This window comes from Paraburkholderia sp. RL17-337-BIB-A (assembly GCF_046025895.1).
GTDB classification, from domain to species: domain Bacteria; phylum Pseudomonadota; class Gammaproteobacteria; order Burkholderiales; family Burkholderiaceae; genus Paraburkholderia; species Paraburkholderia fungorum_C.
The window spans coordinates 462524-485288 of sequence record NZ_JARESY010000004.1 but is presented as its reverse complement, the minus strand read 5'-3'; the positions used below and the strand labels follow the sequence as shown (position 1 = coordinate 485288).

The following is a 22765-nucleotide window of genomic DNA, read 5'->3' as shown; positions in this document are numbered from 1 at the left end:
GGGAGACTCGAACGTGGACGCGGATGGTCAACGTCCACCTGCTTCCTGTCGTCGGGTCATGAAGGATGTCCATTCACGAGCGCCGCCTTAACGCGGCGCAATCGTCCCGACGACGCACCACCGCACTCAATCGATCCGGAGCGGATCACCGTCGAATTCGACAAGGCAGCCGGGGCCGCCGTGAAACAGCGCTTCACGCGCATCCTCCAGCTTGCCCGTGGCCGCGATCTCAGCCGCGTACAGTTCGGCATCATCTTCCGGCACGTACCCGAGATAGCGCACGTTAGCGTTGTCCCAACGATTGCGCGCGTTATTCGATACGCCATACACGACCGCGAAGTGGAACTCCGGATAGTCGATACAGCGGCGCGCCACTTGCACCATGTCGCGATGGCTGATCCATGTGAAGAGGTGGCGCGGTACGGTCGGGCGGTTGTCCGGGCGGAACGAACCGATGCGGATGCATGCAACCGACATGCCATGCTTGTCGGCGTACATCCGACCAAGCGCCTCGCCGAACACCTTCGAGACGCCGTAGCGGCTATCGGGACGCGGCTCGACGGAATTGTCGATCATCCTGTCGCGACGCTGAAAACCCACCGCATGGTTCGAACTCGCGAACACCACGCGCTTGACGCCCGCTTGCCGCGCCGCTTCGAACACGTTGTAGCAGCCCTCGATGTTCATATCACGGATGCGTTCCCAGCGAGCCTCGTCAGGAATGCCGGCGAGATGCACGACGACGTCGACACCTTTCATGATCGGCAGAAGCTCCTCCAGCCGCGTGATGTCCGCAGTCACGATTTCCTCGCCTGCCTGCGCCTCGGCCTGCGGCGCAATATCGGCGAGGCGCAGTTCATAGTGGCCCTGAAAACCGGCGCGCAGCACACGTCCGATGTGACCGGCCGCGCCGGTAATCAATACTCGAGTCATTGATACCCTCTCTGTGATTCAGGTAAATACAATTAATCGGCTTCGCCTTTCTGTACGGCGTAGCCGGCCGAGCGGCGATGATGCGCTTCAAGATACGCATCGCGCGACGGCACCAGGTGCTCCCGGCATAACTTGATCAACGATTCCCGGTCGCCGGTTCGGAGCGCCTCGATCATCTGGTGATGCTCAGCGCGAGCCTTCTCCAGATACTGGGGAAACACGATCGATACTGAACGGATGGCATGCGTGCGGCGCTCATACTCGTGAATCGCTTCGGTTAGAACCTGGCTTTCCGACAACGCAAAGAACGCTTGGTGAAAAGCCATGTTCGCGCGGAACACGCGCCGCAGATCGCCGGCGCTGGCTGCTTCGTCGTGCTCTGCCTGAATTGCCGTCAATGCAGCGAGCGCCTCGCTACTCACCGGAAAAACGATGCGCTTCGCCGCGTCTGCTTCCAGCAACTCGCGTAGCGCATACAGTTCAGTGACCTCGCGCGGCGTAAACGACTTGACCAGCGCGCCTACATTCTTGCGGCGCTCCACCAGGCCGCGCCGCTCCACCTCCACCAGCACCTGACGCGCGACGTGGCGCTTCAGGCTGAAGCGCTCGCACAGATCGTCTTCCACGAGCCGTTCGCGCGGATGCAGAACGCCAAGGACGATCTGCTCCTCGAGCTCGTCCGAGACGCTGCGCAGCGTCTCGTCGATATTGCGGTCGCGTTCGACCGTCTTCGCAGGGGGTGCATCGGAGCGTTTTGGCGTGGCAGCGTTGCTCATAAAAGGATCCGCAAAATGATCTAAGCCGCGAGCCTATACGAAAATATGGCCCTTAACCCTTGTTTCCGTTACCGGGAACGGTCGCGGTAATCCGGGTGGCTTGCAGAAAGTCAAAGTCGCAGCCTTCGTCGGCCTGAGTGATCGTGGTCAGGAAGAGCTTGCGATAACCACGCTCCTCGGGATCGGCCTGGCGCGCCGGCAATGCGGCGAGACGCGCTGCGATTTCCTCGTCGCTGAGAGCAAGTTCGATAGACCGTTCCGCCACGCTCAGGCGAATCCGGTCGCCCGTTTGCACGATCGCGAGGGGGCCGCCGATAGCCGCTTCGGGTGTCACGTGCAGGACCACGGTACCGGACGCCGTGCCGCTCATGCGGCCATCCGAAATGCGCACCATGTCTTTCACACCCAGGCGGCCGAGCTTGCGCGGGATCGGAATGTAGCCCGCTTCCGGCATCCCGGGTGCACCGACCGGACCGATCCGCTTGAGCACGAGTACGTCATGCGCTTCCACCTCGAGTTCCGGATCGTCGATCCGGCGAGCCAGATCCTCCGCGTCCTCGAAGACGACGGCACGCCCTTCGTGCTCCATCAGGTTGGCGCTTGCCGCTGACTGCTTGATGATCGCGCCGCCCGGTGCGAGATTGCCACGCAAGACTGCAATACCGCCTTGCGGGAAGATCGGGCGGTTAAACGGACGGACGACTTCTTGCGGGAAGCTCGCCGGGGCGAGATCCAGCTCCTCGCCGAGCGTACGACCCGTCACAGTGAGCGCGTCGAGATGCAACAGGCCTTTTATCTCGCGCATGACCGTGGTCAGGCCGCCGGCGCGATGCAGGTCTTCCATGTAGTGCTGTCCAGACGGTTTCAAATCGACGAGCACCGGCGTCTCGCGCGCCATCCGGTCGAGCTGCTCGAGGTCGATGCGAATCCCGAGCCGGCCCGCAATTGCGGTGAGGTGAATGATGCCGTTAGTCGAGCCGCCGATTGCGAGCAGAACCCGCAACGCGTTTTCGATTGCCTTGGGCGTCAGGATGGTCGCCGGACTCAGGTCGCGCCCGATCATCGCCACGGCTTGCGCGCCAGTGCGCTCCGCAATACGGATGCGATCGGCGGTCACGGCAGGCGCAGACGCACCGCCCGGCAGCATGATGCCCAGGGCTTCCGCAATGCAGGCCATCGTGCTTGCCGTTCCCATCACCGAACAGGTCCCGACCGTCGCGACGAGTTGATTGTTGACCGCTTCGATTTCGGCTTCGTCGATCTGGTCGCCGCGAAAGCTCGCCCAGAAGCGACGGCAGTCCGTACATGCCCCAACCCGTTCACCGCGATGCGAGCCCGTGAGCATGGCGCCCGTCACCAGCTGGATAGCCGGCACGCCTGCCGCCGCGGCACCCATCAACTGGGCCGGGACGGTTTTGTCGCAGCCGCCGATCAGCACCACCGCATCCATCGGCTGGGCCCGGATCATCTCCTCCGTGTCCATCGACATCAGATTGCGCAGGTACATGCTGGTCGGATGCGAAAAGCTCTCGGCGATCGAAATCGTCGGGAATTCGACAGGCAGCCCGCCCGCCAGCATCACGCCGCGCTTTACCGCCTCGATCAACTGCGGCGCGTTGCCGTGGCACGGATTGTAGGCACTGCCCGTGTTCGCGATGGCCACGATGGGACGCGACAGCGCGTCGTCGGTATAGCCCGCGCCCTTGATGAACGCCTTGCGCAGAAACAGCGAGAAACCCTCATCGCCATAGTTCGTCAGGCCCTGCCGCAAGCCGCTTTTCTTCTCGCTCATCACCGCTCCTGAATTTCCGATAGGATTATCAATAATCTTGACGGCGATCTTACCGATACTTATAGTCTCTCCGCAAGCGATTCTTTTTGTTGCGGTCGATGCCGCCTGGCAACTCTCTCTAACAGCATTCCATCGAGGTCTTAATGAAGCATGTCGTGGCCTATCGTTCGTTGCCTCCTGCCGTGCTGGGGCTACTTCGCGAGCACTGTTCCGTCGAGCTGGTCGACGTTTCCTCCGGCGACCTCGCGCCGTTCAGGCGCGCCTTGGGCACGGCTCATGGAATGGTCGGCAACAATCTCAAGATCACGCCTGAGATCCTTGACGCGGCGCCCCTGCTTGAGGTCGCGTCCACCATTTCGGCGGGCTTCGATGCGTTCGACGTGCCTGAACTCTCGCGCCGCGGCATCGTGCTGACGAATACGCCGGAAGAAGTCGCGGAAACCACCGCCGACCTCGTGTTCAGCCTGATCCTCGCGACCGCCCGGCGCATTTCGGAACTCGCCGACTGGACGCGGCGCGGCCAGTGGACGCGTACGATCGGCGAGGCGCAATTCGGTGTCGACGTGCATCACAAAACGCTCGGAATCGTCGGGCTTGGGCGCATTGGCAGCGCGGTCGCCAAGCGCGCCGCGCTCGGCTTCGGCATGGATGTGATCTATTCCAACCGCTCCCGCAACCTCGAAGCAGAGGAGCGCTACGGCGCGCAATGGCGGCCGCTTCCCGAACTGCTCGCAACTGCGGACTTCGTTTGCGTGCTGGTGCCGCTCTCGCCCGCCACCGAGGGCCTGATCGGCAGCGCCGAGCTCGGAGCCATGAAGCCGTCGGCCATTCTCATCAACTGCGCGCGCGGACAGGTCGTCGACGAAGCCGCTCTCATCGCGCATCTGCGCGAGAACCGCATTCGCGGCGCCGGTCTCGATGTGTTCGTACGCGAACCGGTGTCGCCGGACTCGCCGCTGCTCCAGTTACCAAACGTGGTAGCGGTGCCGCATATCGGCTCCGCTACGCAACAGACGCGCGAGAACATGGCCATGCGCGCGGTACGCAATCTCATCGATGCATTCGACGGCCAGCTCTCGTCGACCTGTGTCAATCCCGAAGCGCTCCACGCCCGCTCGCCGGCACAACAGATCGCCGGCTGAATGGCGCGAAACACCCTCACCGCAATCAAAAGGAACACGCGATGACTTCAGTCAACCGGCCGCGCGGCGTCTACTCGCCCGTGGTCACGCCGTTCACAAAAGATCTTCTTCCCGATCACGACCGCTATGTCCGTCATTGCCGATGGCTGATCGAACAGGACGTCGGACTCGCTGTTTTCGGCACCAACTCGGAAGCGAATTCGCTCGCCGTCAGCGAGAAAATGAAGCTGCTCGAAACGTTGGTTGGCGCAGGCATTCCGCTCGATCGTCTGATGCCGGGCACCGGCTGCGCTGCCCTCACCGACACAGTCGAACTGACCCGCCATGCGCTTTCGCTGGGCGTGAACAATGTGCTGATGCTACCGCCGTTCTACTACAAGGGCGTCACGGACGAAGGCTTGTTCCGCAGCTATGCGCAGATCATCGAGCGCGTTGGTTCCGACGCACTGCGCATTTATCTGTATCACATCCCGCCCGTGTCCCAGGTGCCGCTCAGCCTCGCGCTCATCGAGCGGCTGCTCGCTGCTTTCCCGGGCGTGATCGCCGGCGTGAAGGACAGTTCGGGCGACTGGAGCAACACGCAGGCCATGCTCGAGCGCTTCCAGCCGCAGGGCTTCGATGTGTTCGCCGGCAGCGAAAACTTCCTGCTGGCCACCATGCGGGCGGGCGGCGTCGGCTGCATCACGGCGACCGGAAACGTCAATCCGGCAGCTATCGTGCAGTTGTATCGTCACTGGCAAGCGGCCGACGCCGATGCCCGTCAGGCGGCACTGGATGCCACGCGTGCGGTGTTCGCCAAGTTCCCGATGATCCCCGCGCTCAAGGCAGCGATCGGCGTGTATTCGAAGGATCCCGAGTGGGGCGTCGTACGTCCGCCTCTCGTCGATCTGACGCCAGTGCAATGCGATGCGCTCGCCGCCGCACTCAGCGAAATCGGCTTCTCGATGCCGGGTATCGAAGTCACCGCCTGATGCCCTGAAGCAACACTCACTGGTTGCATGCGCAACCAGTGAGTGTTTCCCGGCTATTCACTGCGTCGGCTTCACGCCCAATCGTCCAGCGCGTATTCGTTCAGCGCGGCTTCATCGAAGTCGAATCCGAGGCCTGGACGCGTCGGCACGGTCAGCTGCCCGTCTGCGAACGACAGTTGCGTATCCACTAGCCGACGGAAATTCAGCACCTGATCGTCAGGAAAAAATTCGACATAGCGCGCATTGGTCGTCGACGCCACCAGATGCACGTGCAGATCGTGGAACCAGTGCGGGCACATCGTCACGCCCACGGCTGCAGCCGACGCCGCAATCCGTCGCCATTCGCTGATCCCGCCGCATACCGCCGCGTCCGACTGAAGGATCATGGCCGCGCGCTTGTCGAGCAGCTCCTGATGCCGCCAACGCCCTGCTTCTATCTCGCCGGTCGCGACGGTCACCGGCGTGCGCCGGCTCAGTTGCGCATGGCTCTCGATGTCGTCAGGACTGAACGGCTCTTCTATCCAGTACGGGTTGAACGGCTCATACCGGCGCATGTATTCGAGCGCGGTCGGAACGTCGGACCAGGCGTTGTTGGCATCGAGCATCAGCAGCACGTCGTCGCCGATCGCTTCTCGTGCCGCCCTGATCCGTGCTTCCTCGCTGCGCGGATCAAGCCGTCCTACCTTCATCTTCACGGCGCGAAACCCCAGCGCCACGTAGCCGGCCATTTCCTCGCCGAGGTGCTCGGGCGTCTTGCCTTCGAGGTAGTAACCGCCGCTGGCATAGGCCGGCACGGTGGCACTACACGTGCCGCCGAGATAGCGGCTCAACGGCAGACCCGCTGCGCGTGCATTCCGGTCCCACAAGGCGATGTCGAGGATGGACAGCGCCCGCATGACCGAGCCGGCGCGCCCTTGCAGCAGCGACTCGTCGTACATGGCGCACCACGAGCCTTCGACATCGAGCGCGGAGCGCCCGCGCAACAGCGGCGCAAACAATTCGCGTACGGCGTACGTGACCAGCATGCCGGCGCGGTTGCCGCTGTAGCAAAAGCCGATGCCGTGATGGCCGTCGGCTGTCGTGACGCGCACCACCGTGTAGTCGCGGGCGGTGACGAGACGGGTCGAGAATGCAGTGTGGCGGTCGAGCGGCACGCGGATGGTCCGCGCCTCCACCGAAACGATCCGCGAACGTGTCTGATAATCGGTTTGCTCAGATTCAACGATGACGTGTTTCATAGCAGTAGATCGACTCGAAAAAGACGACGATGCTCACGCGACCGATTGGGCGGCCGCGCGCATGGTCGCGGGCGGGTGCTCGCCTGCGCCGCCCTGACAGCATGCCAGGCAGGACGGACCGTTTATGCGGCGGTAGTATGCGTCCCAACTGTCTCGCCTGCCGTGCGCCGGCCGATCACCAGCAGCATGGCCAGCACACCGACCAGATCGACCGCTGCGCCGAGCATGAAGCCGCTGCTGAAACCGCCAAGGTACTGGACCGCTAAACCCATCATGGTCGGACCGACGATGCCCGAAATGTTGCTGATCAGGTGAACAAAGCCGCTTACGCCGCCAAGATGCCTGCCCGGCACAAGCTCATGCATGATGGCCCAGCACGCTTGCGACGAAGCTGTCAGGAACAGCACGGCGAATGCGACAAGCAGTACCGCGGGCGTCACGGAATCGACCATGCTCACGCCCACCAGCGCGAGACCCGACAGCGCGAGCGGCACGATCGCCGAGATCTTGCGCGCCTGCAGTTTGTTGCTCGCGCGCTTGAAATACGCGTCGGCGACGAGGCCCCCGCCGAAGTAGCCGATCCCGCCGCATGCCCACGGCACTGCGCTCAGAATGCTCATGTGCTTCATGTCCAGATGCAGCGCGTTGGTGAAATAGCTCGGCATCCACGAGATGAACACGAACAGCGTGTAGTTCACCGCGAACAGGCCGACGCCAAGCGCGAGCGTGCTCGGGCGAAACAGGTAACTGCGCAGCGGCGTGCTTTCATCGCCGCCTTCTGCCGGATGTGCGGCGTTGCGGCTCGTTTCGACCATCTCGCGTTCGGCCTCGCCGACCCACGCGTTTTGCGCAGGCTTGTCGGTCGCGAACACACGCCAGGCGACGATCCATACTAGCCCGAGCGCCGCGATAATCACAAACGACGTGCGCCAGCCGTAGGCAATGGCAATCAGTCCGACCACTGGCCCAGCAATAGCGCTGCCCACCGTCTGGCCCGAAAACGTAAAGCCGACCATGGTCGCGGTTTCATCCCGGGGAAACCAGTTGGTAATGGTCCGGTTGGTCGTCGAATTCATCGGACCTTCACCGAAGCCGAACAGCGCCCGGGAGACCAGCAGCGTGCCGAATCCAGTCGCGGCCGCCGTCAGCCCGCAGAGAATGGACCACGTCCCCATCGCCCACGAGAAGACCCGGCGCGGTCCGTACTTGTCGGCGAGTTGCCCGCCGACGAATGCGAAGATGGAATAGCCGAAGAAGAAACTGCTGAACACCACGCCGAGTTGAGATGGCGAAAGACTCAGCTCCTTGTTGAGGATAGGCGCGACCACGCCAAGCGCCGCGCGGTCCATGTAATTGATCGCCCCCGCAATAAAGAGCAGCAAGGCGATAATGTAGCGATACTTCCCGGTCTTCATGTTGTCTCTATTCCATGTAATTAAGGATACCGAATATTGTTATCTGGCACTTCTGTCGGTGCCATGAGGTACTACTTGTTGACAAGCCTGGCGGGAAGCTGAGTCAGGATGAGACATGCGGAGACAATCAGCGACCCCGCGATCAGGAACAAGCTCGAATCAAGTGAATGCGTGACCGTCTTTAGCCATCCGACAAGCGCGGGGCTTACGAAGCCTGCGAGATTGCCCGTCGAGTTGATCAATGCGATGCCGGCGGCCGCACCGGTGCCGCCGAGAAAGGACGTGGGCAAGGCCCAGAACATGGGCAACGCCGTAATCACGCCCGAAGCGGCAAGCGTCAGGCCAAGCAACGCAATATACGTATTGTTGCCCGCGTAGGCGCACATCACGAAACCTACCGCTGCCATGCATTGCGGCAACACGACGTGCCAGCGGCGTTCACGCGTGCGGTCCGCGTGGCGGCCGACCACGATCATCAGAATCAAGGCGGCAAGATAAGGCACGACGGTGAGCAGGCCGATCGTGAAAGGGTCCGTGATTCCGGAACTCTTGATGATGGTTGGCTGCCAGAAGCCAACGGCATAAGAGCCCATCACGATACCGAAGAGAATCGTGCACAAGGTCCAGACTTTGAGCGACGTGAAGACCTCGCGCACGGAACCGTGGCTTTTGGTGCGCTCTTCCGCAGCGATTTCCGCTGCAATGAAGTCGCGGTCCTGAACCGGCAGCCACTTTGCGTCTTTCACACGGTCGTCGAGAAACCAGAAAATGACGGCGGCCAGGATCAGCGCGGGGAGGGCTTCCAGAATGAACAGCCACTGCCAGCCGGTAAGCCCCGCGTTCCCCGCCAGGCGCTGCATGATGAAGCCCGATATCGGGCCGCCGACAATGCCCGCCACCGGATTGCCCGCCATCAGGAAAGCGATCATCTTGCCGCGCCGGTGCGATGGAAACCAGTAGGTGAGATACAGCACCAGCCCCGGGAAAAAGCCCGCTTCGGCCACGCCCAGAAAGAAACGCAATACGTAGAACATCGTGGGCGTGCTGACCCACGCGGTCGCGGCCGAGAGCACGGCCCACGTGAGCATGATCCGGGCGATCCAGCGGCGCGCGCCGAGCCGGTGCAGCAGCAGGTTGCTCGGCACCTCGAAGAAGAAGTACCCGATGAAAAAGATGCCGGCGCCGAAGCCGTACATCGCCTCGCTGAAGTTCAGATCACTGAGCATCTGGAGCTTGGCGAAGCCCACGTTGACGCGATCCAGATACGCCACCACGTAGCAGACGAACAGCAAGGGCATGAAGCGCCAGGTCACTCGCGTGTAGATGGAATTGCTTGCCGCGCTATCAGGTACTTGTATTGCCGGGGTTTGCGTACTCAAGGGCTGTCTCCGCTATTTTGTTCGACTTGCTACAGGGCGGCGGTTTTAGTCATGGGTATAGATGGCCGTTCGCCCTCGGGATTCGCTGAGCCACTGTGGACTCAACTCATGATGCCGATCTGCCACGGTACGAATTCGTGATCGCCTAGCCCAAGCATTTCGCTTTTGGTGCGCTCGCCCGACGCGGCTGCAAGAATAGCGTCGAAGATTTTCTGGCCCGTGCTCTGGATCGACGCAGTGCCGTCCAGGATCCCACCGCAGTTCAGATCCATGTCTTCAGTCAGACGCGTGTACATCGGCGTGTTGGTGGCGAGCTTCAGCGATGGCACGGGCTTGGCGCCGAACATCGAACCGCGCCCTGTGGTGAAGGCAATAAGATTTGCGCCGCCTGCAATCTGACCCGTCGCGGAGACGGGGTCGAAACCGGGCGTGTCCATGAACACGAGTCCAGGTTGCTTCACCAGCTCGGCGTATCGATAGACTTGCATCAGCGGCCCGGTGCCACCTTTCATCGCCGATCCGATCGACTTTTCGAAGATGTTCGCCAGTCCGCCCACCTGATTGCCAGGGCTGACCTGGCCGTTGATCTGAACGTCTCGACCGACCGAATACTCGTCTTTCCACCAGTGGATCCGCTCGACCAGCTTCTCGCCAACTTCGCGGCTGACCGCACGCCGCGTGAGCGTGTGTTCCACGCCGTAAATCTCGGGTGTTTCGGAGAGGATGGCTGTGCCGCCGTGACGAACCAGCAAGTCCATCGCCGCGCCAAGCGAAGGATTGGCGGTGATCGATGAAAAGCCGTCCGAGCCGCCGCATTGCAGACCGATCTTCAGGTGGCTTGCGGGAACCGTCGTGCGCTTCACGCGATTGGCATCGGGTAGCAGCGCCTGAACCGCAGCCACGCCGGCCTCGATGGTCCGGCGGGTGCCGCCATTCTCCTGCATGATGAACGTGTGCAGCCGCGAGTCGGCCTTCAGACCTTCCTGATCCATCAATCCGGCCAGCTGGTTGCGCTCGCATCCCAGCCCGACAATCAGTGCCGCGGCGAGATTAGGATGGCGCGCGTAACCCGCCATCGTTCGGCGCAGGAGCGCCATCGGCTCACCGCTCATTTCCATGCCGCAACCGATCGAGTGCGTGAATGCGACCACGCCGTCCACGTTGGGATAGTCCGCCAGCCGTTCCGGCGTGAACCATTCGGCGATCCTGTGTGCGACCGTGGCCGAACAATTCACGGTCGACAGCACGCCAATGTAGTTGCGCGTGGCAACCTCGCCGTTCTCCCGCACGATGCCCTGGAACGTCGCGCGCGCAGCTTCAGGCACCATCTCGACGGGCCGGTAGTCGGCGCCAAATGCATAGTCCCGGTCGAACTCGCGGAACTCGACGTTATGGCTATGGACCATCGTACCTGGCGCAATATCCGTCGCGGCGAAACCGATCACCACGTTGTATTTGCGAACCGGCTCGCCCTTTTTGATGGGCGTCGCCGCGATCTTATAACCTGCGGTCACCTGGCTGCGGCAAACAAAATCTTCCGATGGGACCGGCGTACCGATTGCGACGTCGATGCGCGCAATTACCACATTGTCAGCGGGATGCAACCGAATCACTGGCCCGGTTACGTTCTTGCTCGTCATCTCAGTCATCAGGCATTGCCCTTCAAAAAATTTTGCGCCGGGCGGTCAAAAAAAGGGTGAAACGAGTAACCGCTTTCTTACATAACAGCCTACGGTTGACGCGGCGCCGCTCGAAACTCAGGAATTTCAGGCATCTTATGGCACTTCAGTTGCGAATTCAAGAGAAAGCGCTTACTCATTTCCCCTTATACTACCGGTCGTGCCGCCGCAATAGGCGGAAATGCTGGGTACCCGAACAGGAGACTGAGATGTGGCAACAAGCTGAGCGATATCCCGACCCCCGGGTGATTTCGCTAGACCCTTCCTTCGATAAATACCGCGTGGCCTTTTCGGCTGTCGAACGGCTGGCTACCGGCTACCGGTGGACCGAAGGTCCGGTTTGGTTCGGCGATGGGCGCTACCTGCTCTGGAGCGACATTCCGAACAACCAGATGCTGAAATGGGAGGAGGAAACGGGCGTGGTCAGCGTGTTCCGGAAACCTTCCAACTACGCGAACGGCAACACCCGCGACAGGCAGGGGCGGCTCGTCACATGCGAGCACGGCCGCCGCGTCACACGCACCGAGTACGACGGCAGCATCACCGTCCTTCTCGATTCCTTTGAAGGCAAGCCGCTTAATTCCCCCAACGATCTGGTCGTGAAATCGGACGGTTCTATCTGGTTCACCGATCCGCCGATGGGCATTTCCGGGCACTACGAAGGCATCAAGGCGGAGCAGGAACTGCCGCACTCCGTCTATCGGATCGATGGCGTGACGGGCGAAGCGTCCGTAGTCACTCGCGACTTGAAAGGGCCGAACGGCCTGTGCTTTTCGCCCGACGAAAAGCTGCTTTACATCATCGAGTCGCGCGGTGTGCCCAACCGGATGATTCACGTCTATGAAATGGACGCGGACGGTCGCGGAATCGGTAAAGGCCGCATGTTCTACGACGCGGGCGCCGGCACGATCGACGGAATGCGCGCGGACGTCGACGGCAATTTGTGGTGCGGTTGGGGCATGGGCAATGACGAACTCGACGGCGTCATGGTTATTTCGCCACAAGGAAAGATGATTGGCCGGATCGCCCTGCCCGAGCGCTGCGCGAATTTGTGTTTTGGCGGACGCGCACGTAACCGGCTGTTCATGGCGTCGTCGCAGTCCATTTATGCGGTGCACGTCAACACGCAGGGCGCGCTGGGCGGGTAACCCGATTCACCACGAAACGTATCCAGGCTACCGGCATGCGCCGGTGGCGACACTTCCCTTCGAAACACCGACTTGATCACCCCGACATGCAAAGCAAATCCGTATTGACCGTTGTAGAAGCTACGCGAATCCTCGAAGCCGGGCGCGCGGAAGCAGAGAAAAACCAGTGGGCAGTCACCATCGCGGTTGTGGATGACGGGGGTCATCTGCTGGCCCTGCTCCGCCTCGACGGCTGTGCGCCGATAGGCGCTTACATCGCAACCGAAAAGGCGCGTACCTCGGCGCTCGGCCGACGTGAATCGAAGCAATACGAAGACATGATCAACGGCGGCCGGACCGCGTTCCTGAGCGCGCCGCTGGCCGGCACGCTGGAGGGCGGCGTCCCGGTCGTGGTCGACGGAAACGTTGTGGGCGCAGTCGGCGTATCCGGTGTCAAGCCTGATCAGGATTCGCAAGTGGCCCGAACCGCAGCAAACAGCCTCAACGGCTGATTAATTGATATTTGAAACTGTTGGAGCACATGATGGGTGAAATGATCGAGCGAAACGGGCTGCGTGTCGCGGCTGTTCTCAGCAAATTTGTCGACGACGAGGCGTTGAGTGGGACTGGCATCGACAGCGAAGCCTTCTGGAAAGGCTTCGATGCCCTCGTCCACGACCTTGCCCCGAAGAACCGCGCGCTGCTCGCCGAACGCGATCGTCTGCAGACGGAACTGGACCGGTGGCACCGCGCAAATCCGGGGCCGGTGCGCGATCTGAAGGCATACCGCTCATTTCTCGAAGGCATCGGCTATATCGTGCCGGTGAGCGCGGCCGTTAAGGCGACCACCCAGAACGTCGACACCGAAATCGCCGGACAAGCCGGTCCGCAACTCGTCGTGCCGCTCTCGAACCAGCGTTACGCGCTCAACGCCGCGAATGCGCGCTGGGGCAGCCTGTACGACGCGCTCTACGGCACCGATGCGATCCCCGAAAGCGACGGCGCGGAGCGCACCGCTTACTTCAACCCGGTCCGCGGTGCACGCGTGATCGGGCGCGCCCGCGCATTCCTCGATGAAGCCGCACCGCTCGCCAACGGCTCCCACGTCGACGCCATCGCGTATCGCGTGGAATGCGGCAAGCTCGCCGTCACGCTCAACAACGGTTCGTCGGCATTGAAGGTCCCCGCGCAGTTCATCGGCTATCAGGGCGATGCAGGCTCTCCTTCCGCCGTCCTGCTCAAACATCACGGCCTGCACTTCGAGATCCAGATCGACGCAACGGACTCCATCGGCAAGACCGACGCAGCGCGCGTGAAAGACGTGCTGATGGAAGCGGCCGTCTCGACGATTATCGATTGCGAAGACTCGGTCGCTGCCGTTGATGCCGCCGAAAAGGTTCAGCTTTACCGCAACTGGACTGGCCTCGCGAAAGGCGATCTGAGCGAGCAAGTCACGAAGAACGGCAAGACCTTCACACGTCGCCTGAACGCCGATCGCAAATACACCGCGCCCGATGGCTCGACCGTGACGCTGCATGGCCGCTCTTTGCTGTTCATCCGCAACGTCGGGCATTTGATGACGAATCCGGCGATTGTCGATCGCGACGGTCGTGAGATTCCCGAAGGCATTCTGGATGCCGTGATGACATCGCTGGGCGCGATGCACGACCTGCAAAACAAGCTCAATTCGCGGACCGGATCGATTTACATCGTCAAGCCGAAGATGCACGGCCCGGCCGAAGTCGCGTTTTCCAATGAACTGTTCGACCGCGTCGAAGATCTGCTGGGGCTGCCGCGCCATACCATCAAGATGGGCATCATGGACGAGGAGCGCCGCACGAGCGTCAACCTGCAGGCGTGCATTGCGGCGGCGTCGGCGCGCGTGGCGTTCATCAATACGGGCTTCCTGGATCGCACCGGCGACGAGATGCACAGCGCAATGGAAGCCGGTCCGATGATGCGCAAGGGTGATATGAAATCGTCCGCGTGGATCGCGGCTTACGAGCGCAATAACGTGCTGGCCGGCTTAAGCTCGGGATTGCGCGGACGCGCGCAGATCGGCAAGGGCATGTGGGCGATGCCCGACCTGATGCACGCGATGCTCGAACAGAAAATCGCGCATCCGAAAGCGGGCGCGAACACGGCCTGGGTGCCGTCGCCGACTGCCGCGACGCTGCACGCGCTGCACTACCATCAAGTTGACGTTCAGGCCGTGCAGCAAGAGTTGGAAAAGACCGCCTATGACAGCGTACGCGATGAACTGCTCGATGGCTTGCTGACGATTCCTGTGGTCGAAAAGGCGCAGTGGTCGGATGAGGAAATCCGCAAGGAAATCGAGAACAACGCGCAAGGGATTCTGGGGTACGTGGTGCGCTGGATCGATCAGGGCGTCGGATGCTCGAAGGTGCCGGATATTCACGATATCGGTCTGATGGAAGACCGTGCGACGCTGCGCATTTCGAGCCAGCACATTGCGAACTGGCTGCATCACGGGGTGGTATCGGAGGCGCTGGTGAACGAAACGTTCAAGCGCATGGCGAAGGTGGTGGATGCGCAGAACGCCAACGATCCGCAGTACCAGCCAATGAGCGGTCACCTGGATACATCGCTTGCGTTCAAGGCGGCGAAGGCGCTGGTTTTTGAAGGACGGTCACAGCCTAGCGGGTATACGGAGCCACTGCTGCACAAGTTCCGACTTGGCGCGAAGTCGTAGGCGTAGGTCGCAGTCGAAACGGTGGGCCGATGGCGGCATGCATCGCGGGCAGCGCGGGCAGCCGCCATCGGCCCGCGCGCAGCCATGCGCTTGGCAAGGGGCGGCTGTGGTGCAAATAGCCGCCTTCACAGCACGTCCATTTTAGAGAGGATACCCAGGCATGTGGACGCGGGGATTGCGGAGTGCGGACACTACCGTATTTCCAAGGCGGAACTTCGCGTGGTTGAACTGGCCTTTGTGAATGCGAAGCTTCAGCTCGATACCCGCAAGCCTCGCATCACATTTGCCGGGGAGCTGATGCTGCGGCGATTCTGCTCGATCGGGCTATGGGCGTTCTTGAAGGCCCGAATCCGGGACGTCTGCCGCACAGTCCAGTCCGCGGGGCACGCCGACCTCTAGCGGCAACGTGTCTGCAATGGTCGGCCACCGGTATGTCTCCGACCGGCGGCTGTCTGTCGCTGTCAGGATCCGTTCACCGCATCTTTGAATGCCTTGCCCGCCGTGAACTTCACGGTCTTCGCTGCGGGGATCTGGATCTCAGCGCCGGTCGCCGGATTGCGGCCGACGCGTGCGGCACGGGCTCCCGTCGAAAACGATCCGAAGCCGATGAGTTGAACCGTGTCACCCTTCGTGACGGCGCTCGTGATTGCGCTGGTGAACGCATCGATCGCCTCGCCTGTTGCCGCCTTGCTCGCGCCAGTCGCCGCAGCGACCGCATCCACCAATTCCTGTTTGTTCATTGCCGATCCGTTGTTGTTGTTGTGAAGTTCTCACCCTACCCGATCGCCTCACCGTCACGCAATCGCGAACGACGCACCATCTTCTTCGCCGCTGGGTGGTAGCGGTCCGTAACATTGTTATTGTCGCGCGAGACGAGAACTACAAAATACGTAGCGTTTGATACATAGCAGTTTGCGACGCTACTATTCGGCGATGTCTACTCTCCCCTTGCCGTTTTTGTAGCCGTGGAATGCGCCTCGTCGTGAAACATTATGGGAGATGGAGGCTTGGAAATGCTCCAAGGCCTTGTTTGCGCGACGTTTTGGTGTTCCCGCATTGATCGCTTAATTGTTTCACGAGGATTCGGGCTAATCGATGTCTGAAACCGGCTTCTTGAATGCCCTCCTGCACGGCAGTTGCGCCTGATGAATGGGCGTGCGCTTCCGCGAGGCGCGCGTATGTCGGCACTTTCTATACGAGAGCACGTGACTCACGCTGAATACACTATTGAATACGTTCATCGATAGCAAACAACTATTAAATAGACTTTTCTGATCGTTGCGACATCGAACGCTATATCCGGACGCCGATCAGCCGTTCCGCACGAAGGCAGAAGACGTGAAACACCGACCGTATAACTAGCGGCCGTGAATATGGCGCTACGACAGCAAGCGCAATCAGGTCGGCGGCATGATCGTTCGCGAGTGACTGGCCAACCTATCAAGTACGGTGACATTGAGACGGTGTTCCCAGCGGCAACCGATAGGACAGTGTGCCCGACTTTATTTGAGCCGCAAGGTGTGATCCGACGTGACGGATGAGTTCATATTCCGAGTCCAAGAAATCTACGCAACCAACGTGGCTTCCTCTACAAACATCAGTTTAGTCTGCGACCTGTAGCGTCTGCCCGGAAGATTTCCGGCAGACGTGGTTGCCGCAGGTAATCGGGTGCATCGGGTGCATAGATGAATAACCCGCCACTATCGCCCGGGCAGGTTGATGCGGGCATGTACCTGTCCTCCTCCTGGCGTAGCCCTCCCCTTCAGGAGATACGCTCATCGCCTCTTTCTTTGCGGTGTGGCACCCCGATTATTATCAGGTGACAGAGGGCGCGATATTGACTTGAGCCGTGCATGAACCATGCGTAACAATGTCGTCACCTGCGTGGCCTCCCTCGTCGACGAATGTGACCACCCTTCGTTTCCGGCTGGAATACGGTTCCCCAGCTCACATAATTACAGCATGGCCCTGGCCAGAGACGCTCCCTCCCGACCCGCATTGAGACGGCGACGCGGCTAGAAGCGTTGTTCGACGAGATACGCGTCCATCGACCTGAACAGATATGTCTGAGGAACGCTTACCTGTCCGAGAACCTGGCGGACGCGCGAGAACTCAATCGCTGGCTGACGACGACCGTTTCTTAGTGAAGATCACGAACGGGACTACCCCAATCCCAACGGTGGAAGATGCAGTCTCGGCATCGTTTCAGGAAAGCGTCTATCAGCCGATGCCTCAGAAACAAGTGAAGATGCTGGTCGACATCGAACTGCGCGGCTCGTCGCCAATGCAGCAACGCTGGGTCGGATAGTCATTGTCCATCGAGGAACGACGCTCGGACTTCGTGGAGTTAAATCCCGACGCAAAGCCGCTCATGGTGCATTTCAGCGCATTGCGGAGTCACGCGACGGTCGCCGTGGCGTCGATCGCGCACTGGCCCTTTACCTCGCCTCTGATCTCTGCGGACAACAACTTAGAAGCGATGCTCGCGTACCGAGACTGTTTCGCGGCCGCCCGAAGACCGCCACGTGGCCCAAAAGGGGCTCGAATGTTTCCTCGTGCGGTGCGTCTGGACGCGGTGGACAGCGTTCTCGGGCCTTCGATGGCAAGTACAAGCGGCACGAGAATTTCTCACGTAGCCGGCTCCAGCTTTGGTCGGCGCTAAGGGATCCGAATTTGCGTGCTGGTGGCCGTTTTGCCGCGGGCATTCGGGGGCCGTCTCAAGTGCTACGCGGAATTCTTACCGCGGGACTTTTCGCGTGGACGGATGACGTGCACTACCTCCGGTTGCAAGCCGTGGCTGGGCATTACGGACGCCGGTGGGGGAGACGAAAGAACTGGCCTTTGCCATCGCCAAGACCTTGCCGCAAAGCACCGGGAGGCGTTCACTCGCGTCGACGGCATTCTCGACTTGCCTGCGCGAAGTCCGCCCGCTCGCGGCGTGGCATGCCGATGCGAGTCAAAGCCACCGATGCAGCGGGCGCGCAATGCCGGTTCGCGTGCGCAAGCTGATGATGGGCTTCAGCAGGATGCAGCGGGAAGATCCTGTCCGCATTATCCGAATCCCGCTGGGCCCCGGCCGGCGCGGGACGGACAAGTAGATGTCGCTGGAAGGCCCCGGATCTGAAGTGCTGAAAGTGACGCACGGGCTCTCTTCGCATCTGGTCGTTGAAGCGCTACTCGCCCTAGGTCAATCCCGACCATGATTTTTGAAGATCAAAAGGCCCTGTAGTCCCGCCACTCTCCGGTAGTGATTCCGACGACGAAGGCGGTCCACGCGAGGCATCGACTTCTTCAGAACGACATTCCTGCGGTGACTAGCAGCGATTTAGCCCTGACGGGCCGGACCAAGTCGTGACGCCTACGCTGCTGCGCATCGCGGAAGACGGAACTCTGCCCGAGGGACGGGAGGGGCATGTGCTGCTCGAAGCGATGCGGAATCGCACGCATTGTACATACGTTCGTCAACCCCGCTAGTGGCCGAACACTTACGCGTGGACGCACTGTAGCGTGCACCAGGCCCCGCTGTCCGACGACGACAACGATCCGCTTGTCGGTCGAGCGCGTCCGCAGGCGCGAGGAAGACGGGAAACACTACCATGCGCATCTCGGAGGCAATGCAGACGGCGTGTCTCTCCGGAGGCACTTCCCCTTGCCCTCAGCTGCGCCATCCAACAGCAGGCCCATCGCCCTCTCGCATTTAGCGCACTGTCGCTCTCCATGTGCGCTCCGATTGGTCAAAGACCGGACACGACCTGTGTCAGTAATACTGACGCCCTTTCGGCCAGCCGAAGGAAGTCAGCTCTGAACAAGTGTCAGTAATACCGACACTCCAACAGTGAGTCTGGCAAAGGCACTGTCGCCAACTACCAGCACACTCGTGATTCATTGTCCGGTTGCGTAAATTCCTAGGTATAAACCTTCCGTCCATACAGTCATGGGACCCATACCGGGCCGGTCCCGCAGATCGGATTGCACGAGGAAATACCGGGTCTCTGCGCAGCGCGGACGGGCGGCTGGCGCGCAACCCCAACGCATTCGTCGAAAAGCACACCATGGCGTAGTTGGAGCCTACGTTAGACCCCTCGTCGGAGACGACGTCAAATTTGGTCTTCTTTCGGAAGCAGCGGGCTAGACTTCGTCCTCGAATGGACGCAGGAGCACCGCAAATGAATGCCGCAACGGGGACGCTCTCGATCAGACCTTTCTCGATCGCGAATCATTACTAGTGAACTGCGTCGGAAACGCCTAGGGTCATGTGGCAAATCAAAAGACGGCCGACGTACCAAAGCCACATCTTCAGCGCTGCTTTGTTGAATATTCGAAGTCGTCCAGAAGGGAAGCGTATGAACGACTCCTCGCCCTGCGACGATCCTTGTCGTGGGTTTTCAGGACGGGCGAGAAGAGCATCTAGGTACCAATATTTCTCGTGATCAAATTGACGATGCTGAGGCGCCACGCTGACTCGCGCCCGGACGACCGCATCGAGCCAGTCAACGTCTCCGCCTAGCTGCCTTTCCTGGCCCCACGCTCGGAGTGTCAGTAATACTGACGCAGCCACCGCGCTGACACAAAAAAACCCGCTCGAAGCGGGTTCCTTCGTCGCAAGAGACGCTTGTTCAACGCGGCTCGCCTTTGTACAGCTCACTAATAAGCTGCCGGATTCGCGCCTCCTGGGCCTCAGTCAAAGCCGCCGCCTTGATCTTGAGCGTAAAACTATTGACGTCCTTGGTAATGCTGCCCGCCTGGTCTTTCCCGGCGAAGAATTTCTCAATGAGCCTCTCGCGAGCCGTGGTCCCCGACGCACGACGAGTCACCATCGCGATAATCGCCGGCGCGAGCTTGCCTTGAGCCAGGTCTCCTTTGACCACATCTGGCCAGAGTTCGCGTGCGGCCAACTCAGCTTCGCTCCCGTGCTTCTTAAGCGCCGAGACAATTTCCTCTGCAGCGTTGCAACCGAGTAGGGCCGGCTGCAAGTCGAGGTCCTTTTTCATAAAGTCCGGCAGATTTTCGAACGCAAGAAATTGGTACAGCCCGGTACGTGAGAGGCCCACGGCTTCTGCCAGTCTTTTGCGGCTGGGAAACTCGCTCTCAGATCGACGAAGGGAGATCGCCACTTCGTAATCGGTCAGGTCGTCCCGGTCCATATTCTCGACCAGCGCCAGCACAATCATGTCCTGGTCGGAGCACTCGATAACGACCGTCTTGATCTGCTCTGCCCCGAGTATCTTGTGCGCTCGCCAGCGCCGCTCACCGGCCACAATCTGGTACCCCGATTCAACCCGGCGAACCACAATGGGCTGCATGAGCCCCACCTCGCGAATCGACTCTGCCAGCTCGGACAACTTCGCCTCATTGAAAACTCGCCGGGGCTGCCAAGGATTAGGAACAATGTCAGTCAACGGCAACTGCGACGTCGTCCCTGTCGACTCAAGCTCCTGCACCCTCAGCTGTGCTGCCGCCAATGCGCCGGCCATCCCCGGTGCTGTCTCAGTCCGATTGGCGCGACGGCTCGCATCGGGCGTTCTTTCCGCTGTTGACCGCAGATTTGCGGTCTTGGCCAACAGCTGGTCGCGGATATTGTTGGTGCTCACTGTGCTGGCCTCCATTGTTTGACAAACATGTCATCGACCCAGCGGCAATAGTCGATTAGCGGTTGTTTGACGCGTGCTAAGGATTTCGCCTGGCTATGAGAGCTGCTGATGTCAAAAACCGTCGTGAATGCGAGCGCGCCTGAACTCATTACGGAGCTGGCAGGAACCTCGAACGGGTCAAGCCAGTGACGATACGCACCTTGTGCCCACGTGCGCACAACAGGCGCCGCGGAGGTACTGTTGTAGTTCACGCGGGTCAGCAACACGGAAACGAAATCGTACTTTTTGTTAGCTTCGTATTTGATGAACGACTTGGCCACGTCCGAGAAAAGTCGCCAGAACGAAAGCGAACTGAAGAAGTCAAGATTCTCCGGGACCATCGGCATGACCATCGCGTCCGCTGCCATCAGTGCGTTCAGGTTGAGATAGGATAGCGAGGGCGAAGTATCCAGAATGATGTAGTCATAGTGCTTGCGCAACGGCGCCAGTCCATCCCGGAGCACCTGCCAGAACTTGAATCCCGCAAGCTTCATCTGCATGGCCGGAAGGTGATACTCGGCCCCGACCAGTTCGGTATGCGCAGGAATGATATCCAACCCATCCCAGTACGTCGGCTGCACTCTGGAGAGCAGACCACCTTCTACATTCTGGTCATAGACAAAAGGAAGCACCGTATCGTCCGGAGACACCTCTTTTTCGGCGTACAGTCCACATAGTTCAGAAAGCGATGCTTGGGGATCAAGGTCCACAACGAGAACCTTGCGCCCGCGCAGGCTCAAGCCTTGGGCAAGGCACATTGACGTTGTGGTTTTAGCGGAGCCCCCCTTCAGCTGCGATGTGATAAGCACTTTGCCTTCAAAGTCGCTCGGCCCAGCCACTAGCGGCGTCTGGTAGATGTCCGACACCTGTTGGACCCAGTTTCGGGCTTCAACTAATGTAAATAGCCGACTGCGGCTTCGTCCTGTCCCGGTGGACTGCCCTTCCGGCAGCACACCATCTCCCTTTGTTGCCAGGTACTGCACCTGCTGCCGTGTCAAGCCGCACAGCTCTGCGACTTCTCCAGTCGTAAACACGGGCGCTTCCTTGCGCGGGCGCGGCGCGAGAATCTGATCCCGCAATTCAGTTGCATAATCGGTGACGACGTCTGCGAAATCCGAGATTTCCTCAAGCGTCACGGTTCGGTCTATCGGCATCGGTTGGCTGACATTGGCCATTTCGGAGTTTTCCATGGAAATTGAAGCTAAACGGAGAATACAGGAAAAACGTAAAAACAGCTTTATATTGTCGTCCAGTTTCTCAAATATCGCCCGTAAGCCGCTGTTTTTTATGCCTTCACTGGATGCCAGTGCCACCCAGATGAACTAAATTCACGGCACAAAATCTCTCACCTTTGAAGCGCGTGACCCCCGCCGGGGGAAGCGGTGATGGATAAAAGGTGAGAGTTTTTGTCGCTGAAGCGGGACATGTAGCCAACAAACGGTCGGAGAGGTAGCGCTGAAGACGCTTGATAGCGCAACGAGCGCACAGACATCGGCGACTACATTACATTTTTATTTCGCTTAACCAAAGGAAGAAGGCAAAGGTGAGAGATAGTGTGCATAGGCGCTGATGCCAGTATCGAGCGGGCATCAGCGTGCACAAAATCCCTCACCTTAGGATTCATCTACCTCAGCCGCTGAAAGCTGAGCATTGGGCGATAGTCCCGATACCGCCGGAGGTGACGGATAGTTTGCACCCAGGACCTTGCGTGTATCGACCAGCAGAAGCTGCTGCACACAATCTCTCACCTTCGAAGGGAGAAAAAAACATCGCTGAGGCTGTGCACCGATGCATATGGCCCGGCACTGCTTCACATCACCCCGATTCGAAAAGCACCCACCGTTCTCCCGGCACGTCCTCAAAATGCGGCGGTGACCCCTTGTGTTACTGAGTTGAGCGCGCGGAACAGTCTTGCCGGAGATCGAGTTTTCGCGCTCGACTCAGCGGTTTACCGCGGCCAGGCCCGTAGT

17 protein-coding genes are annotated in these 22765 nt (G+C 60.3%); 7 read left to right on the top strand and 10 right to left on the bottom strand.

Annotated elements, in window-relative coordinates; genetic code table 11:
* Positions 1-126: 126 nt before the first annotated feature.
* Genes P0D84_RS47285 through P0D84_RS47275 form a run of 3 tightly spaced genes read right to left on the bottom strand, consistent with a single transcriptional unit; the run spans position 127 to position 3501 of the window.
* Positions 127-933 (bottom strand): NAD-dependent epimerase/dehydratase family protein, encoded by an 807-nt coding sequence (locus tag P0D84_RS47285; protein WP_408351038.1) that lies wholly within the window; start codon positions 931-933, stop codon positions 127-129.
* A 32-nt stretch (positions 934-965) separates the two neighbouring features.
* Complete coding sequence (locus P0D84_RS47280; protein WP_408351035.1) at positions 966-1709, bottom strand: GntR family transcriptional regulator; 744 nt, start codon at positions 1707-1709, stop codon at positions 966-968.
* 52 nt (positions 1710-1761) lie between these two features.
* Positions 1762-3501, bottom strand: a complete 1740-nt coding sequence (locus P0D84_RS47275; protein WP_408351032.1) for an IlvD/Edd family dehydratase — start codon at positions 3499-3501, stop codon at positions 1762-1764.
* A gap of 143 nt (positions 3502-3644) precedes the next feature.
* On the opposite strand from P0D84_RS47275, the gene P0D84_RS47270 reads away from it, so the two are divergent.
* Together P0D84_RS47270 and P0D84_RS47265 are read left to right on the top strand one after the other, a co-directional pair.
* Positions 3645-4643 (top strand): 2-hydroxyacid dehydrogenase, encoded by a 999-nt coding sequence (locus tag P0D84_RS47270; RefSeq protein ID WP_408351029.1) that lies wholly within the window; start codon positions 3645-3647, stop codon positions 4641-4643.
* 41 nt (positions 4644-4684) lie between these two features.
* The gene (locus P0D84_RS47265) at positions 4685-5614 is read left to right on the top strand and encodes a dihydrodipicolinate synthase family protein (RefSeq protein WP_408351026.1); all 930 of its coding nucleotides are present in this window, start codon (positions 4685-4687) and stop codon (positions 5612-5614) included.
* Positions 5615-5685: 71 nt separating this feature from the next.
* Here P0D84_RS47265 and P0D84_RS47260 read toward each other — a convergent pair whose 3' ends face one another.
* From P0D84_RS47260 to P0D84_RS47245, 4 genes are all read right to left on the bottom strand, one after another.
* A complete protein-coding gene (locus P0D84_RS47260) occupies positions 5686-6852 on the bottom strand; it encodes a mandelate racemase/muconate lactonizing enzyme family protein (RefSeq protein WP_408351023.1) in 1167 nt (388 codons plus the stop codon).
* Positions 6853-6974: 122 nt separating this feature from the next.
* Positions 6975-8267, bottom strand: a complete 1293-nt coding sequence (locus P0D84_RS47255) for an MFS transporter (protein WP_408351020.1) — start codon at positions 8265-8267, stop codon at positions 6975-6977.
* Between the two features lie 71 nt (positions 8268-8338).
* On the bottom strand, positions 8339-9646 hold the full coding sequence (locus P0D84_RS47250) for an MFS transporter (RefSeq protein ID WP_408351017.1): 1308 nt from the start codon (positions 9644-9646) through the stop codon (positions 8339-8341).
* Positions 9647-9747: 101 nt separating this feature from the next.
* Entirely contained in the window at positions 9748-11295 is a 1548-nt protein-coding gene (locus P0D84_RS47245) for a UxaA family hydrolase (protein ID WP_408351014.1), read from the bottom strand.
* A gap of 239 nt (positions 11296-11534) precedes the next feature.
* On the opposite strand from P0D84_RS47245, the gene P0D84_RS47240 reads away from it, so the two are divergent.
* The 4 genes from P0D84_RS47240 (at position 11535) to P0D84_RS47225 (ending at position 15564) form a co-directional block, all read left to right on the top strand.
* On the top strand, positions 11535-12473 hold the full coding sequence (locus P0D84_RS47240; protein WP_408351946.1) for an SMP-30/gluconolactonase/LRE family protein: 939 nt from the start codon (positions 11535-11537) through the stop codon (positions 12471-12473).
* A gap of 86 nt (positions 12474-12559) precedes the next feature.
* On the top strand, positions 12560-12964 hold the full coding sequence (locus P0D84_RS47235) for a heme-binding protein (protein ID WP_408351011.1): 405 nt from the start codon (positions 12560-12562) through the stop codon (positions 12962-12964).
* A 32-nt stretch (positions 12965-12996) separates the two neighbouring features.
* Positions 12997-15165: a malate synthase G gene (locus P0D84_RS47230; protein WP_408351008.1), complete on the top strand. Its 2169-nt coding sequence runs from the start codon at positions 12997-12999 to the stop codon at positions 15163-15165.
* Between the two features lie 219 nt (positions 15166-15384).
* Positions 15385-15564 carry a hypothetical protein gene (locus P0D84_RS47225; protein WP_408351005.1) on the top strand — a complete coding sequence of 60 codons (180 nt, stop codon included), beginning with the start codon at positions 15385-15387 and terminating at the stop codon, positions 15562-15564.
* A 62-nt stretch (positions 15565-15626) separates the two neighbouring features.
* On the opposite strand, the gene P0D84_RS47220 is transcribed toward P0D84_RS47225, so the two are convergent.
* On the bottom strand, positions 15627-15905 hold the full coding sequence (locus P0D84_RS47220) for an HU family DNA-binding protein (protein WP_408351002.1): 279 nt from the start codon (positions 15903-15905) through the stop codon (positions 15627-15629).
* 1322 nt (positions 15906-17227) lie between these two features.
* Between P0D84_RS47220 and P0D84_RS47215 the strand changes: the two genes are divergently transcribed.
* The gene (locus P0D84_RS47215; protein ID WP_408350999.1) at positions 17228-17473 is read left to right on the top strand and encodes a hypothetical protein; all 246 of its coding nucleotides are present in this window, start codon (positions 17228-17230) and stop codon (positions 17471-17473) included.
* 2308 nt (positions 17474-19781) lie between these two features.
* Here P0D84_RS47215 and P0D84_RS47210 read toward each other — a convergent pair.
* Both P0D84_RS47210 and P0D84_RS47205 read right to left on the bottom strand, forming a co-directional pair.
* Complete coding sequence (locus tag P0D84_RS47210; RefSeq protein ID WP_408350996.1) at positions 19782-20771, bottom strand: ParB/RepB/Spo0J family partition protein; 990 nt, start codon at positions 20769-20771, stop codon at positions 19782-19784.
* Positions 20753-21970 (bottom strand): AAA family ATPase, encoded by a 1218-nt coding sequence (locus tag P0D84_RS47205; RefSeq protein WP_408351943.1) that lies wholly within the window; start codon positions 21968-21970, stop codon positions 20753-20755. The genes P0D84_RS47210 and P0D84_RS47205 overlap by 19 nt, the downstream gene beginning before the upstream one ends.
* Positions 21971-22765 lie beyond the last annotated feature (795 nt).

Bases quoted from the DNA above. Each gene is read 5' to 3' on its own strand.
- P0D84_RS47265 (WP_408351026.1), top strand. From the start codon at position 4,685: ATGACTTCAGTCAACCGGCCGCGCGGCGTCTACTCGCCCGTGGTCACG.
- P0D84_RS47235 (WP_408351011.1), top strand. From the start codon at position 12,560: ATGCAAAGCAAATCCGTATTGACCGTTGTAGAAGCTACGCGAATCCTC.
- P0D84_RS47205 (WP_408351943.1), bottom strand. From the start codon at position 21,970: ATGGCCAATGTCAGCCAACCGATGCCGATAGACCGAACCGTGACGCTT.
- P0D84_RS47255 (WP_408351020.1), bottom strand. From the start codon at position 8,267: ATGAAGACCGGGAAGTATCGCTACATTATCGCCTTGCTGCTCTTTATT.
- P0D84_RS47220 (WP_408351002.1), bottom strand. From the start codon at position 15,905: ATGAACAAACAGGAATTGGTGGATGCGGTCGCTGCGGCGACTGGCGCG.
- P0D84_RS47270 (WP_408351029.1), top strand. From the start codon at position 3,645: ATGAAGCATGTCGTGGCCTATCGTTCGTTGCCTCCTGCCGTGCTGGGG.
- P0D84_RS47260 (WP_408351023.1), bottom strand. From the start codon at position 6,852: ATGAAACACGTCATCGTTGAATCTGAGCAAACCGATTATCAGACACGT.
- P0D84_RS47285 (WP_408351038.1), bottom strand. From the start codon at position 933: ATGACTCGAGTATTGATTACCGGCGCGGCCGGTCACATCGGACGTGTG.
- P0D84_RS47240 (WP_408351946.1), top strand. From the start codon at position 11,535: ATGTGGCAACAAGCTGAGCGATATCCCGACCCCCGGGTGATTTCGCTA.
- P0D84_RS47245 (WP_408351014.1), bottom strand. From the start codon at position 11,295: ATGACTGAGATGACGAGCAAGAACGTAACCGGGCCAGTGATTCGGTTG.
- P0D84_RS47280 (WP_408351035.1), bottom strand. From the start codon at position 1,709: ATGAGCAACGCTGCCACGCCAAAACGCTCCGATGCACCCCCTGCGAAG.
- P0D84_RS47215 (WP_408350999.1), top strand. From the start codon at position 17,228: ATGTCTGAGGAACGCTTACCTGTCCGAGAACCTGGCGGACGCGCGAGA.
- P0D84_RS47275 (WP_408351032.1), bottom strand. From the start codon at position 3,501: ATGAGCGAGAAGAAAAGCGGCTTGCGGCAGGGCCTGACGAACTATGGC.
- P0D84_RS47210 (WP_408350996.1), bottom strand. From the start codon at position 20,771: ATGGAGGCCAGCACAGTGAGCACCAACAATATCCGCGACCAGCTGTTG.
- P0D84_RS47230 (WP_408351008.1), top strand. From the start codon at position 12,997: ATGGGTGAAATGATCGAGCGAAACGGGCTGCGTGTCGCGGCTGTTCTC.